The sequence below is a fragment of the Streptomyces sp. NBC_01241 genome, assembly GCF_041435435.1.
In the GTDB taxonomy this organism is placed as follows: Bacteria; Actinomycetota; Actinomycetes; order Streptomycetales; family Streptomycetaceae; genus Streptomyces.
Map to the genome: position 1 here is coordinate 8,356,202 of NZ_CP108494.1, position 13,110 is coordinate 8,369,311.

Genomic DNA, 13,110 nt, shown 5'->3' on the forward strand with positions numbered 1-13,110 from the left:
CCCCGTACGAGCAGGGCGTCCTGCCGTGGTCCGTACGCAGATGGCTTTAGGGGGCACGGCGGCCGAGCATGTCGCCCGGCGGTGCCGGGTTCGACGGCACGGCGTGCGACAGGGCGGGGGAACCCGGTGGGGGTATCGTCGGGCTGGTACCGCAGGACTCGTACGACCGGGAATTCGAGGCAGCCGTGGATCGCAGCCGGACGCGCACACCGGGAATGTCCCGGCTGCTCGTGCTGTGTGCCGTCCTGTGCGGGCTGTTCCTCATGCACGGGGCCCCGGCGAGCGCCGCCGAGGGCTGTCACGGTGGCATGGCCGTGGTCGCGAACCCGCCCATGCCCATGGCGGCCGGTGCCGCTCATACGGCCGTCCCGGAAGAGCACGGCATCTCCCGGGCGGACGCCGCCGTGACCGGGATGAACGGCGAGTCGTGCGTATCCACCCACGCCCGCGACCGGCTGCTGCCGCTCTTGACGGCGCTGGGTCCGGTGATCCTGGCCGGGTGGGTGCTCGGGCGGCTGCGTCCGGCGGTGCGAGGACCGGCACGGCGGGGACCGCCGCTCGCCGGCAGAGAACTACTGCTCCAGGTGTGCGTAGCGCGGACGTGACGGCTGTCCGCCGGTTCCCGGCCCTACGGCCGGGCCGGCCCGAGCGTCCTGTCCGTTTCGCGCGCCACCGATGTGGCGCGATCCGCCTGGAAAGAACCTGTGATGTCCGTTTCCCTGCATACCGTTTCCCGTCGCCGCACGCTCGCGGCCGTCGGCGCCGTCGCCGCACTCGCCCTGACGCTGGCGGCCTGCGGCTCCTCCGAAGGCTCCGACTCCGACGGCTCGTCCATGCCCGGCATGGACCACGGCTCCGTCGGCGCCTCCGTGCCGGCCACGCCCGGCGCCGCGTTCAACGACGCGGACGTGAAGTTCGCGCAGCAGATGATCCCGCACCACCAGCAGGCCGTCGACATGGCGAAGCTGGCCGACGGCCGCGCCGCCGACCCCGAGATCAAGGAACTGGCCGCCGCGATCGATCAGGCCCAGGACCCCGAGATCAACACCATGAAGGGCTGGCTGACGTCCTGGGACAAGCCGCTGCCCGAGTCCTCGTCCTCGATGGGTGACATGCCCGGCATGGACCATGGCCCGAACGCGGGTTCGGGGATGCCGGGGATGATGTCCGACAAGGACATGAGTGACCTCGAAGGTGCCCGGGGCAAGGCGTTCGACAAGAAGTTCGCCCAGCTCATGATCGGCCACCATGAGGGTGCGGTCACCATGGCCGAGGACGAGCGGAAGAACGGCAGTAATGCCGACGCGAAGAAGCTCGCCGGCGCCGTCATCACCGCCCAGACCGCCGAAATCACGAAGATGAACAAGATCATCGCCAGGCTCTGACCCGTGGCACGGGTGCGGGCCTTCGTCCTCCTGAAGGCCCGCACCCCCTGCCGTGCTCCTGCCGGTCCGGCGCTTACGCCTCCGCTTGCTCCGCTTCCGGCGTTGTGAGCAGCTCGCGCACCTCCTCCGCGGTGGTGTCCTGGAGCTCCTCCCCGAGGAGCAGCCAGCGGGTGATGCCGACCGATTCCAGGAAAGGCAGGTCGTGACCGGCGATCAGCAGCGCACCCTCGTACGACCGGAGTGCGCTGATCAGCTGACGCACACCGGCGATGTCGAGGTTGTTGGTCGGCTCGTCCAGCATCAGCAACTGCGGGGCCGGTGCGGCGAGCATCGTCGCGGCGAGCGCGGCACGGAAGCGCTCTCCGCCCGAGAGGGTGCCCGCCGGCTGTTCCGCGCGCTTCCCCTGGAACAGGAAGCGCGCGAGCTGGGAGCGGATGTGGTTGTCGGTGACCCCGGGAGCCATGCGGTTCACGTTCGCCGCGACGCTCAGCTCCTCGTCCAGCACATCGAGCCGCTGGGGAAGGAACCGCAGCGGTACGAACGTCCTGGCCTCGCCGGACAGCGGAGCGAGCTCGCCCGTGAGGGTGCGCAGCAGCGTGGTCTTGCCGGCGCCGTTGCGCCCGACGAGGGCGATGCGTTCGGGCCCGTGCACATGGAGGCTGCCCCGGCGCAGCCTGCCGAACCGGGGCTGCAGTTCGTGCAGGCTCAGCACGGTGCGGCCGGTGGGAACGGCGGTGTGGGGAAGGCTCACGCGGATCTCGGCATCGTTGCGTACCGCGTCCGCGGCTTCCTCGCGGCGTTCGCGCGCCTCGCTGAGCCGCTCCTCGTGCACGCCGCGAAGCCTGCCCCCGGACTCCTGCGCGGACCGCTTCCGGCGGCCGGCGAGGATCTTCGGGAGGCCCCCGTCGGCCTCCGCCTTCCTGCCTTGGCGCTGACGGCGGGCCAGCTTCACCTGGGTCTCCTCCAGTTCGCGTTTCTGCCGGCGCACGTCGGCCTCCGCGGCCCTCAACATCCGTCCGGCGGCCTCCTGTTCGGTGGCCAGGGCCTCCTGGTAGGCCGACCAGCCACCGCCGTACCAGCTCACGGATCCGGCGTGCAGTTCGGCGATGCGGTCCACGCGTTCGAGCAGTTCGAGGTCGTGGCTGACCACGACCAGTACTCCGGAGCGCCAGTTGTCGACGGCGTCGTAGAGCCTGCGGCGCGCGAACACATCGAGGTTGTTGGTCGGTTCGTCCATCAGGAGGACGTCGGGGCGTTCCAGCAGCAGGGCGGCCAGCCGCAGCAGGACGGTCTCCCCGCCGGACATCTGGCCCACGGTGCGGTCCAGCTCCAGGTATCCGAGCCCGAGCGACCCCAGTGTCGCGAGGGCCTGTTCCTCCACGTCCCAGTCGTCGCCGATCGTCTCGAAGTGCTTCTCGTCCACATCTCCGGCCTCGATGGCGCGCAGCGCGTCGCGCCGCTCGGCGATGCCCAGGGCCTCGTCCACCCGCAGCGTCGTGTCGAGGGTGATGTTCTGAGGAAGGTGGGCGAGGCTGCCGCCGACGGTCACCGAGCCCTGGGAGGGGCGCAGCAGGCTGGCCAGCAGGCGCAGCAGTGTGGACTTGCCCGCGCCGTTGTTGCCGACGAGGCCTGTGCGGCCCCGGCCGATGCTGAGCGAGAGCCCGTCGAAGACGGTCGTGCCGTCCGGCCACTGGAAGGACAGGGCGGAGCAGGTGAGGGAGGCACTGGGGGTGGTGGGTGTCGCCATGGTGATCCTCGCAGTCGTGAGCGCGGTGAAGGGGGCTTCGTATGCGAGCACCACGCAGCGACCGAACAGGAACAGGTGCGGCGGTCCGAAAGATCGAGGGACGGCTCATGCACCGAGGTCGCATCCACGCGGGGTCACGGGCAGGACAACACACTGCTACTGCGTGACGGGCGTACGACCGGAGTCGTACGGCGCGATGATCGCGAACCTCAGATGCGCAACGTCCACCTCTATCGGAGACAACAGGACAGCTCGAAACCTTAGCGATCAGGCGGGCGGAAGGCAACGCCTCGATGCCGTGCGGGGGAGTGGCGCGAGCGATCGGAGGCCGGTCCTGCCGGGTGTGGCGGGCCCGACGGTGGTGCACCGGAGCGAGAACAGGCGAAGAGTCAGTCAAATGTCCTATATGTGCGCTTTCGTTAGACATGGGCTCTTGGGCAACAAAGGGGCATTTGGGGGGAGTTGCGATCTCTCGACGCTGCCCGGTATGCCCGTTTCTGAAGCTGCGTGGTGTGAGTCACTTTCAGGCCTCGCGATGTCGTGGCGCGTCACCCGGTTCCCTTCTGTGCAAGGAAATTTGGCATGGCGATGTGAGGTGGCTTACTTCCCCTTCCGTGATTCGATCTTGCAAATGAATTGTGATCAAAAAATAGGGGCTTGTTCCCTTCGGCATTTCTCGCCTACGGTCACCGTCAATCCGGACGGAACGCCGAATCCTGCCGCCGTCCGAGAATCCGACCAACCCACTCACGTACGGCAGGAGCGGGGGACCCAGGTAAGCCGCCGAACCGGTATCCGGTATGGCTCGGGGTGAAGTCGCAATTGCATGCGGCCAGGCATCTCCAGCCTGAACCCGACAGCTCACCTCGTAGGCGACGGAGAGGAATTCGCCATGCCCACAACGGGTGAGTATCGTCGTCGCAAGCCCACTTCGCGGACCCGCGGTTTCATTGCCGCGACCACGGGCGGAGCCGCCCTCGTGCTGCCGCTGGTCTGCGCCGGATTCGCTTCGGCCGCGCCGGCCCAGGCTGCCACCGCAAAGGCCACGGCACCGGCCGCCGTCGCCAAGGAAATCTCCGCCCAGAAGGCCGCGCCCACCATCTATTCCGTGATCGCGGGTGACACCCTTTCCAAGATCGCGAAGGGGCATTCCGTAAGCGGTGGCTGGCAGAAGCTGTACGCGGACAATCGAGAGACCATCGGTGCCGACCCCACGCTGATTCACCCGGGCATGAAACTGACCATCGGCGCCAAGGCTGTGGCCGGCACGTCCACCGGCGTATCGGCCGTGAACACCGTCGCGGTGTCGACCACTGCCGCCGCCCCCGCCAAGTACACCAATGACCTGGACGGCTGGATCAAGGAGTCGCTGGCCGTCATGGCCCAGCACGGCATACCCGGCAGCTACGACGGCATCCACCGCAACATCATGCGCGAGTCCTCCGGTAACCCCCGGGCCATCAACAACTGGGACTCGAACGCCGCCAAGGGAACGCCGTCCAAGGGGCTCCTGCAGATCATCGACCCGACGTTCCGCGCCTACCACGTGCCCGGCACGTCGATGGACAGCTACGACCCGGTCGCCAACATCACCGCAGCGTGCAATTACGCGGCCGACAGGTACGGCTCGATCGACAACGTGTTCGGCGCCTACTGACGCACAAGAGCTCCTGGCGGCGGTTCAGGGCCGACGGGTTCACGGGTTCACGGAGGGCCGAGCAGGCCTCTCGTGAAGGACCGTACCCGCCGGTCAGGGACCGCCGTTCGGTCGCTTCCTGGGGGCAGGGGTACCTACTCCGGCCTGCTGGGCGGTGGCCTGGGAACCTTGGCCGCCGCTCCTTCACGAACGGACTTCACCACCGCGTCGTGGAGACGACGGCTGTCGTCCTCGGAGCAGCACGGCACGGGGCTGCCCGACATGGTGAACCAGTCGATCGCACCCGTGTACTGCACTGTCACCTGAGCCATGTCATCGGCCCAGGTCGTGTGAACCGTCAGGTCCCCGGACAGGACGCCGACCTCGTCCGTCAGCACGCCACCATGCCCGGAGAACACACCGCGAGTCGTCCATGACGCCCAAGCCATGAATCCAGGCTGGCACCAAGTCCATGGATGCGCACCCCCAGTCGGAGCGCGGGCGCTCACGGCCCGGTCGACGCGCGCCCTCCGCCGTCCGCCGTCGGCCGTTCTCCGCTCTCTGCCGTCCGTCCTCCGCGGTGCTCCGGGACGCTCCCGCCTCTCCGGATCCTGAAACGGGCAAAATTTTCCATCGGATTCCGCTGCGGTTCCCGCACCCGTCGATCTCCAGCAGAGTGACGCACTTTCAACGACAAACCGTTGTATCGGCTCGCCGAAACAACGAATTCCGTAGGTGAACAGCTCTTGACCTGCGAAACTCGTCAGGATTGCATGTCGCGCTGGGAGCGAAGAAAACGTTCACTACGTCCTCGTCTGGAGGCGATACCGCTCCCGTGCTCAGTCACCGCACCTGTTGATCGGAATCGCACGATGACCGAAACGCTCAGCGCTCCCCAGGCGCTGGCCCCCGCGACCGGCCCCACCCCACAGAAGCTCAAGCGTTCCATCGGCGTCGTGGGCGGAACACTCCTCACGCTCTCCTGCGTGACGCCCGCTTCGACACTCTTCGTGGTCGTACCGGACCTGTTCTCCAGCCTCGGCACGTACACCGCCCTGACCATCGGCATCGGTTCGCTGCTCTGTATCGCGGTCGCCTTCTGTTACTCGGAACTGGGCACCCTCATCCCGAGTGCGGGCGGTGAGTACGCCATGGTGTCGACCATGGCGGGACGGCTGGCCGGGTGGCTCGTCTTCGTGCTCTCCCTGCTGGTCGTGATGATCGTGCCCCCGGTCATCGCCATGGGCACGGCCGACTACCTCGCTCCCGTGGTGCAGATACCGACCCCACTCGCGGGCGCCGGAGTCATGGCGCTCGCCACCCTCGCAGGCCTCCTGGACCTGCGCGCCAACGCGTGGATCACCGGAATCTTCCTCGTCCTGGAAGTGATCGCGGCCGGCGTCGTCGCCGTTCTCGGCTTCGCGCACTCCGAGCGCGGAGCCTCCGCGCTGGTGCACGGTTCGGTCGCCTCGTCGAGCGGGACGAGCTCCACGGTCACCGCGATGATGGTGGTCTCCGGGCTGGCGATCGCGCTCTTCATCACCCAGGGCTTCTCCACAGCCGTCTACCTCTCGGAGGAGCTGGAGAATCCCCGGCGCAACGTGGCCCGTACCGTCCTCGCCACCCTCGCCATCTCCACGGCGGTCATCCTCGTCCCGGTCATCGCCATCACGTTCGGTGCCCCGGACCTCGCGGCCCTGACCTCGGGCGACCTCAACACCATGGTCGCCGCCTGGTCCAACTCGGCCGTCGGTACGTTCGTCAGCCTCTGCGTCGCTCTCGCGATCATCAATGCGGGCATCGTGATGGTCATCCAGAACTCACGGGTCCTGTTCGCCTCCGCCCGCGACAAGGCATGGCCCGAGCCGGTCAACAACGCCCTGTCCCAGCTCGGCCGGTTCGGCTCCCCGTGGGTCGCGACCCTGGTCGTCGGCGTCCCCGGAGCGGCGCTCTGCTTCGTCAACCTCGACACCCTGTACGGCGTCACCGGCGTCTCCGTCACGGCCATGTACCTGCTGGTCGCGGTCGCCGCTCTGCTCTGCCGCCGCGGGGCGCACCGCGAGGCACCGGCCTGGCGCATGCCGCTGTGGCCTGCGACCCCCGTGCTGCTCATCGCCGTGCTCGCGTACATCCTGACCCAGCAGGAGACCGAGTACCTGCTGTGGACCGGCGGAATCACCGCGGTTGCCACCCTCTACTGGGCGCTGTATCTGCGGCCCCGCCAGGAGACCCGCTGGCTGGTCAGCATTCCGGAGGACGTGCAGCACTGACCGGACGACCGGGGCCCACGACCGACGTCCCGCACCCCGGTCCGTCCGGCCCCGCCGTCACCCCGGGCCGCCGTCACCCCCGCTCCGCCGTCACCTCATGACGGGCGCCGGGGGTGGCGGCGTCGGTGCTGCGGGAATCCGCGGGACACCCGGGAGTCACTTCCAGATGCCGGTGATGTCGGACGCCGAGGCCGCGTTGCCCGCGTGCGTCCTCAGACCGGCCAGGTCCTCCAGGGTGCGGAGCACGTCGTAGTGGTTGTACGTGCTACCGCTGGAGCTGCCGGGGATGACGTGCTCGCCGTAGAGGACGGTGGGGATACGGTTGCCCGACCCCTTGCTTCCCTCGTCGAACGTGACGACCAGGAGGCTGTTGTGGGTCCTGGCCCAGTCGGCATAGGCACCCAGCTTGTTCTTGATCCACGTGTCACCGGTGGAGACCGGGCACGAGTGCATGTCGTCGCACAAGTTCGGCACGACGAACGAGACCTTAGGCAACTCGGTGAAGTCGGCCGGGAACTGCGCCATGGTCTTCGCGGTGCCGGTCGGCACATTGGAGAATCCGAACCAGGGGTTGTGCCGCTGCGTGTAGTCGCCGCTGCCGCAGACCGTCGAACCCTGGTGGGGCAGCGACTCGTTGTAGCTGGCCCAGGTCTTCCCGGCGGCGATCAGCTCGGCGGCGAGATTGGGTGCGGCCAGGGAACCGACGCCCGTACAACTGTCCCTGGTGCGGGCCTGGTCGGAGCCCGAGAACAGCATGAAGTAGTTCGGCTCGCTGGGGTGCGTCAGCGCGAAGGACCGGGTGAGGTCGGCGCCGCCCGCCTTGAGCGTGTTGTTGATGTACGGGGCGTCCGAGCTGCCGATCACCTGGTTGTAGCCGTGATTCTCCATCACCACGACCACGACGTGATCGGGGGCCGGGAGACCGGCGGCCTGCGCGGGTGACCCGGTGGTGGCCCAGAGGCCGATCGAGGCGGCGGCGACAGCCACGGCCCCGGCCGGCCCGGTGAGAGAACGCCGCCGCCGCTTGTGCCGGGACGCCTCGACCTCGGCCATGACGGTCCTCCGGAGGAGAAGTGACGAGCAGATGGTGCCGCGGCCTCCGCAGCCACAGGCGGCCCCGGCCGCGTCCCGTGCATGAAGAGCGGACGAACCCCTTCCTCACCAGTCTGCCGCGCCCGCTCCGTGTCACGCCGCGCTCCCGTAGCGCCCGATCGCCTGACCGCGGACGGTCCTGCGGCCCGGCGACCGAGCGGGCGCACCCGTGGGCCATCAAGGTGGAGTCAGGGCATCGTCACTGCCACCACATCGGAACACGGGGAGTCGGAGCGAGATGAGTGTCGAGCGGGTGGGAATCGTCGTCCACCAGGGCCATCCCGAGGCTGTCGTCGCGGCGCGCGTCGTACGCGACTGGTGCGCGGACGAGGCCATTCCGTGCACGGACATCGACGTGTGGCGCGACGACGCACGTCGTCGCGGCGGACGGGAGGAGGCCCATGTCGCGGGCAACCCCGACCTCATCGTGACACTCGGCGGCGACGGGACCTTTCTGCGCGGCGCCAGGATCGCGGCCAAGAACCACGGCGCCGTCCTCGGGATCGACCTGGGCCGGGTGGGCTTCCTGACCGAGGTACCGGTCGAGGATGTCGTCCGGGCACTCGACGCCGTCCACCGCGGGCGGGCGGACGTCGAGGAACGCATGACGCTGACGATGAGGACCTCCCGGGTGCTGAAGGTCCCCGAGGACATCGACGCCCTGATGGCCTACGGACGACGCCCGATGCTGCCGCCTCCCCAGGTCGACCGGGAGGCCGAGGCCGGGGCGGAGGGCTGGGGGGTGGCATTGGATGTCACGGCCCTCAACGACGTCGTCGTCGAGAAGCTCGCACGCGACCGGCAGGTGAGTCTCGGCGTGTACATCGGTGGCCGGCTCCTCGCCTCGTACTCGGCCGATGCCGTCATCATGGCCACCCCCACCGGGTCGACCGCCTACAGCTTCGCCGCAGGCGGTCCGGTCGTCTCACCCCGCATGGATGCCATCCTCTTCACACCCGTCGCGCCGCACATGACCTTCGATCGCACCGTGGTCGTCGCGCCGGACGAACCGGTCGCGGTGCGGGTCCTGCCGCATTCGGGGCAGGGCGCGGTCACGATCGACGGGCAACTGCGCGGCGTACTGGACGCCGGGGACTGGCTCGGGGTGTACGCGGCCCCGCGCCGTCTGCGCGTCATCAGGCTCGGCCCGCACGATTTCTACGGGCGGCTGCGGACACGTCTCCGCCTCACGGACGCCCCGGCCACGGCCGCCGACGGGGAGAGCGCACCCCTCTTCCGCCACGACGGACCCGTCCCGCACGACCTGGCCCACCTGCATCTCTCCCCGGAGTACCGGGACGCGGCCACCGGTCGCTGACCGTGCAACGGAGGGCCGCAGCCTGAAGAATCGGACAGGAGAGCCGAGGCTGCCGTACGACAAGGAGTTCACATGCCCAGCAGTGCCGATCTTCCCGCCACGACCGGTGTGACGGTGCCCGACACCGCGCTGGCCACCGCGGCCACCGAACTGGTGCGTGACGCGGCCGACGACCTGATCTACCACCACTCCCGCCGGGTCTACTTCTTCGGCAGTCTGCAGGGGCGCAACAAGGGGCTGAGCTTCGACCCGGAACTCCTCTACATCGGCGCCATGTTCCACGACCTCGGCCTCAACGAGGAATTCCGTACCAGTGGGCGCCGGTTCGAGGTGGACAGCGCCGACGAGGCCCGGCGATTCCTGCAGAGCCACGGTGTGCCCGAGGACAGCGTCCGCCGCGTCTGGACGGCGATCGCGCTCCATACGACGCCGGGAATTCCAGCCTTCATGGAGCCCGAGGTCGCGCTGGTGACCGCGGGGGTGGAGTACGACGTGCTCGGCATCGGGTACGCCGACATCAGCGACGTGGACCGGGCGTCGGTCGTCGCCCTCCATCCCCGCCCCGACTTCAAGCAGCGCATCCTGCGGGCCTTCACCGAAGGAATCGAGGCGAAGCCGGACACCACCTTCGGCAACGTGAAGGCCGATGTCCTGGAGCGTTACGTACCCGGATTCGAGCGGGGCGACTTCGTGGACACCATCCTGGATTCCCCCTGGCCGGAGTAGCGCGCCCCCACACGGCACGGAAGCGCGTGTGTCTGCCTCCGGGCGCACCATGAGGGGCGGCCGCGAGCCGCGCCGCTCCGGGGGCGGTGTTCACGGGTGAGGGGGCAGCTCGTACGGTTCTGAGGTGTGCGCCCGTCCCACCGCCGCCTACGGAAAGGGCATGCTGTGCCGGTTGTCCTCGTACTGCTGCTCGCCGGGACCTGGCTGCTCTCCGGCGCTCTGGTCACCGGGACCGACCCGCTGATCGTCGCCGTGGGCCGCACGGCGGTGTGCTGCGCCGTACTCACCGCGGTCGCCGCCTCCAGCGCGGGCGGCCGGGCCGATCTGCGCCGGGCCGCCGCCCGGCCGGGCACCGTATGGCTGCTGGGCCTGCTCGGTTTCGCCGGATACGCGGCCGGCACCCTGCTCGCCATCCCGCGCATCGGCACCTCGCTCACCAATCTCGTCGTCGCGCTGATGCCGTGCGCCTCGGTTGCCGTGGGTGCGTTGTTCTTCGGCGAGCGGTCCGGGCCGCGCAAGGCGGCGGGAGCGGCGCTGGCCTGTGCGGCGGCGGCCGGATACGCGGCGCTCGGCGCCGACGCGGGCGACGTGGACGGCGTGGGGCTGCTGCTGGTGGCGGCCGCGACGGTGGCCTTCGCGGTGTACGGGTTCCTGTACCGGGAACGGCTTTCGGGGCTGCCACCCCTCGCCGTTCTGCCCGTGCTGCTCGCCGCCGCCACCTGTCTGCTGCTCCCGATGGCCCTGCCCGCGCTGATCGCCCGCCCTCCGACACTCGCCGCGACCGGCGGCATCGTGGTGCTGGGCGCGGCTGTGTACGCGCCCGCCTACCTCGTACAGCACCGGCTCATCCTGCTCCGGGGGCCGGTCTTCACCGCCGCTGTGCAGCTGGCCGTTCCGTTCACGGTGCGCCTCGGCGACTGGGCACTGGACACCGCGCCCGCTCCTTCGGTCACCGAGCTCCTGCTCCTCGCGGTGTGCTGCGCGGGCATCGCCCTCGTCACCGTCCAGCCGCACGGCCGGCTCGCCACGGTGAGGTGAGCGCGGGAGCGAGGCACGCACAAGGACGTGCTCGCCGCACCCGCCCGCCCACCGGGCCGGTGCGCGGGCGGGTGCGCGGGCGGGTGCGCGGGCGGGTGCGGACCGGGCTCAAGTTCGAGGCTAGTCAGGGTAGTTGAACATGTTTAGACCATGTGCGGGGGTCGGGCTGCCGGCGAACGCGGCCCGGCTGAAACCGTATTCCCGCCGTGGCTGTCCTGTCCGGCCCCTGTCGAGGTGCCGTGGACGTCAAGAGCGGCTGCCGCAAACGGAGTTGACGGATCGGTTCAGTGCCGCCAGGTGAAGGGCGTCGAGATTCCGTGCGTGGCGCACGCGTACCGCCGAGGCGGCCGGCACTTCGCCGTACGAGGGTACTGGGCGCCACGCTGCCGACGCGGTGACGGCCCGGACGAGGGCCTCGTTGATGCGGTTGACCTCCTTGCGCAGCATGGGGCGGCGGGGCGGCAGCGGCCACGCCGGTGCACAGCACCATGGCGGCTACGAGGGAGGCCGCGGCCACCGTCAGCAAGTGGTTCGACCGTGACGTTTGTTGCATGAGGGCTCTCTGTCAGCGGTTCGATCGTTCGATATCACCGGTTCGGTTGATCTGCGAGGCCGGGGCGGTTCGCAGGGGTCAGCAGGCCGGCCCGCGCTGCGCGGGCTCGTCAGGTTGTGGAGGCAGGACCGGGCGGCAAATGGTGGGACACCGGAAGCGTCGAGTGCAAGAAGCGCGACCGTACGAGAAGACAGGCTGTACAAGCATGAGAAGACAGGCTGTACAAGCATGAGAAGACAGGCTGTACGACCAAGGAAGGCGGGAGATCTTGAAGTCGAGCAGGGGTGCGTCACGCCGGGCAATGCTCGTCGGCGGTCTGGGAGCGGCGCTGGCCACCGTCCCCATGACATCGGCCGCGTACGCCGCCGGCCCGGGGAGCGGGGCGGCGCTGAAGCTGCACGACCTGGAACGGGCGCATGCCGCGCGGCTGGGGGTGTTCGGGTGGAACACGGCGACGGGCAGGGCCGTCCTTCATCGGGGGGATGAGCGCTTCCCCATGTGTTCGGTGTTCAAAACGCCGGCCGTCGGGGCCGTCTTGAGGGACCTCGACCATGACGGGACGTTCCTTTCCCAGGTCATTCACTACACGGAGCAGGACATCAAGAGGTCGGGAGGCGCGCCCGTGACCGGTCTGCCCGAGAACCTCGCGCACGGGATGACGGTCGAGGACCTGTGCGGTGCGGCCATCTCGCACAGCGACAACACCGCGGCGAACCTCCTGCTGGAGGAGCTCGGCGGACCGGCGTCCGTCACCCGTTTCTGCCGGTCCATCGGGGACGAGGTGACCCGGCTCGACCGCTGGGAGCCCGAGTTGAACTCGGCGGAACCGGGGCGGCTGACCGACACCACCAGTCCCCGGGCCATTGGCCGGACCTACGCGAGGCTCACCCTCGGGAACGCCCTGGAGGCGGGAGACCGGAAGCGGCTGACCGGGTGGCTGCTGACCGGCACGACGGGCGGCAACCGCCTGCGCGCCGGCCTTCCCGAGGACTGGACCGTCGGCGACAAGACCGGCACCGGCAGCTACGGGACCACGAACGACGTGGGCATCGCCTGGCCGTCCCACCGGGGGCCGATCGTGATGGCTGTGCTGTCCACCCGGCAAGAGAAGGACGCAGGGGCGGACGACCGCCTGATCGCACAGACCGCCGCCATCCTCGCGGCGGTTCTTACCTGACGCAGGTGACCCACACCCACTGTCCCTGCGCCGGCTCGCCGGCCGCTTCCCCGGCCTGCGCCTGGTACGCCCCAGCGGCGAAGTCGAATGGCGACGCGGCAGCACGTCCCGCAGTCCGCAGCGGATCATCGTCACCCGTCAGGACGGGGACCGGCGGACCGGTCCACG

At 69.4% G+C, this 13,110-nt stretch carries 11 protein-coding genes and 1 riboswitch; of the genes, 8 read left to right on the forward strand and 3 right to left on the reverse strand.

The genetic code is table 11. The annotated features are described in order from the left end of the window. The first annotated feature begins 68 nt into the window (after positions 1–68). Positions 69–605 (forward strand): hypothetical protein, encoded by a 537-nt coding sequence (locus OG306_RS37845; RefSeq protein ID WP_266751097.1) that lies wholly within the window; start codon positions 69–71, stop codon positions 603–605. 102 nt (positions 606–707) lie between these two features. Next, positions 708–1,385 carry a DUF305 domain-containing protein gene (locus OG306_RS37850; protein ID WP_266751098.1) on the forward strand — a complete coding sequence of 226 codons (678 nt, stop codon included), beginning with the start codon at positions 708–710 and terminating at the stop codon, positions 1,383–1,385. 73 nt (positions 1,386–1,458) lie between these two features. Here the strand turns inward: OG306_RS37850 and OG306_RS37855 are convergent, their stop codons facing one another. Beyond that, on the reverse strand, positions 1,459–3,132 hold the full coding sequence (locus OG306_RS37855; RefSeq protein ID WP_371666301.1) for an ATP-binding cassette domain-containing protein: 1,674 nt from the start codon (positions 3,130–3,132) through the stop codon (positions 1,459–1,461). 725 nt (positions 3,133–3,857) lie between these two features. Continuing rightward, positions 3,858–4,022: riboswitch (cyclic di-AMP (ydaO/yuaA leader) on the forward strand. Positions 4,023–4,024: 2 nt separating this feature from the next. On the opposite strand from OG306_RS37855, the gene OG306_RS37860 reads away from it, so the two are divergent. Continuing rightward, positions 4,025–4,789 carry a transglycosylase SLT domain-containing protein gene (locus tag OG306_RS37860; protein ID WP_266751102.1) on the forward strand — a complete coding sequence of 255 codons (765 nt, stop codon included), beginning with the start codon at positions 4,025–4,027 and terminating at the stop codon, positions 4,787–4,789. 134 nt (positions 4,790–4,923) lie between these two features. On the opposite strand, the gene OG306_RS37865 is transcribed toward OG306_RS37860, so the two are convergent. After that, on the reverse strand, positions 4,924–5,217 hold the full coding sequence (locus OG306_RS37865; protein ID WP_266751104.1) for a hypothetical protein: 294 nt from the start codon (positions 5,215–5,217) through the stop codon (positions 4,924–4,926). A gap of 423 nt (positions 5,218–5,640) precedes the next feature. On the opposite strand from OG306_RS37865, the gene OG306_RS37870 reads away from it, so the two are divergent. Next, entirely contained in the window at positions 5,641–7,038 is a 1,398-nt protein-coding gene (locus tag OG306_RS37870; RefSeq protein WP_266751106.1) for an APC family permease, read from the forward strand. A gap of 156 nt (positions 7,039–7,194) precedes the next feature. Here OG306_RS37870 and OG306_RS37875 read toward each other — a convergent pair whose 3' ends face one another. After that, the gene (locus OG306_RS37875) at positions 7,195–8,091 is read right to left on the reverse strand and encodes an alkaline phosphatase family protein (RefSeq protein WP_266751108.1); all 897 of its coding nucleotides are present in this window, start codon (positions 8,089–8,091) and stop codon (positions 7,195–7,197) included. Between the two features lie 277 nt (positions 8,092–8,368). On the opposite strand from OG306_RS37875, the gene OG306_RS37880 reads away from it, so the two are divergent. From OG306_RS37880 to bla, 4 genes are all read left to right on the forward strand, one after another. Continuing rightward, positions 8,369–9,448, forward strand: coding sequence for an NAD(+)/NADH kinase (locus tag OG306_RS37880; RefSeq protein WP_266751109.1), 1,080 nt, complete (start codon positions 8,369–8,371; stop codon positions 9,446–9,448). 72 nt (positions 9,449–9,520) lie between these two features. Then, on the forward strand, positions 9,521–10,174 hold the full coding sequence (locus OG306_RS37885) for an HD domain-containing protein (RefSeq protein WP_266751110.1): 654 nt from the start codon (positions 9,521–9,523) through the stop codon (positions 10,172–10,174). Between the two features lie 165 nt (positions 10,175–10,339). Next, positions 10,340–11,212 (forward strand): EamA family transporter, encoded by an 873-nt coding sequence (locus tag OG306_RS37890; RefSeq protein ID WP_371666137.1) that lies wholly within the window; start codon positions 10,340–10,342, stop codon positions 11,210–11,212. 854 nt (positions 11,213–12,066) lie between these two features. Further along, positions 12,067–12,942 (forward strand): class A beta-lactamase, encoded by an 876-nt coding sequence (gene bla / locus OG306_RS37895; protein ID WP_266752647.1) that lies wholly within the window; start codon positions 12,067–12,069, stop codon positions 12,940–12,942. Positions 12,943–13,110 lie beyond the last annotated feature (168 nt).

What these genes read in the sequence shown, in the direction of transcription:
- OG306_RS37885 (WP_266751110.1), top strand. Translation starts at nt 9,521, where the DNA reads ATGCCCAGCAGTGCCGATCTTCCCGCCACGACCGGTGTGACGGTGCCC.
- OG306_RS37845 (WP_266751097.1), top strand. Translation starts at nt 69, where the DNA reads ATGTCGCCCGGCGGTGCCGGGTTCGACGGCACGGCGTGCGACAGGGCG.
- bla (WP_266752647.1), top strand. Translation starts at nt 12,067, where the DNA reads ATGCTCGTCGGCGGTCTGGGAGCGGCGCTGGCCACCGTCCCCATGACA.
- OG306_RS37865 (WP_266751104.1), bottom strand. Translation starts at nt 5,217, where the DNA reads ATGGCTTGGGCGTCATGGACGACTCGCGGTGTGTTCTCCGGGCATGGT.
- OG306_RS37880 (WP_266751109.1), top strand. Translation starts at nt 8,369, where the DNA reads ATGAGTGTCGAGCGGGTGGGAATCGTCGTCCACCAGGGCCATCCCGAG.
- OG306_RS37875 (WP_266751108.1), bottom strand. Translation starts at nt 8,091, where the DNA reads ATGGCCGAGGTCGAGGCGTCCCGGCACAAGCGGCGGCGGCGTTCTCTC.
- OG306_RS37860 (WP_266751102.1), top strand. Translation starts at nt 4,025, where the DNA reads ATGCCCACAACGGGTGAGTATCGTCGTCGCAAGCCCACTTCGCGGACC.
- OG306_RS37855 (WP_371666301.1), bottom strand. Translation starts at nt 3,132, where the DNA reads ATGGCGACACCCACCACCCCCAGTGCCTCCCTCACCTGCTCCGCCCTG.
- OG306_RS37870 (WP_266751106.1), top strand. Translation starts at nt 5,641, where the DNA reads ATGACCGAAACGCTCAGCGCTCCCCAGGCGCTGGCCCCCGCGACCGGC.
- OG306_RS37850 (WP_266751098.1), top strand. Translation starts at nt 708, where the DNA reads ATGTCCGTTTCCCTGCATACCGTTTCCCGTCGCCGCACGCTCGCGGCC.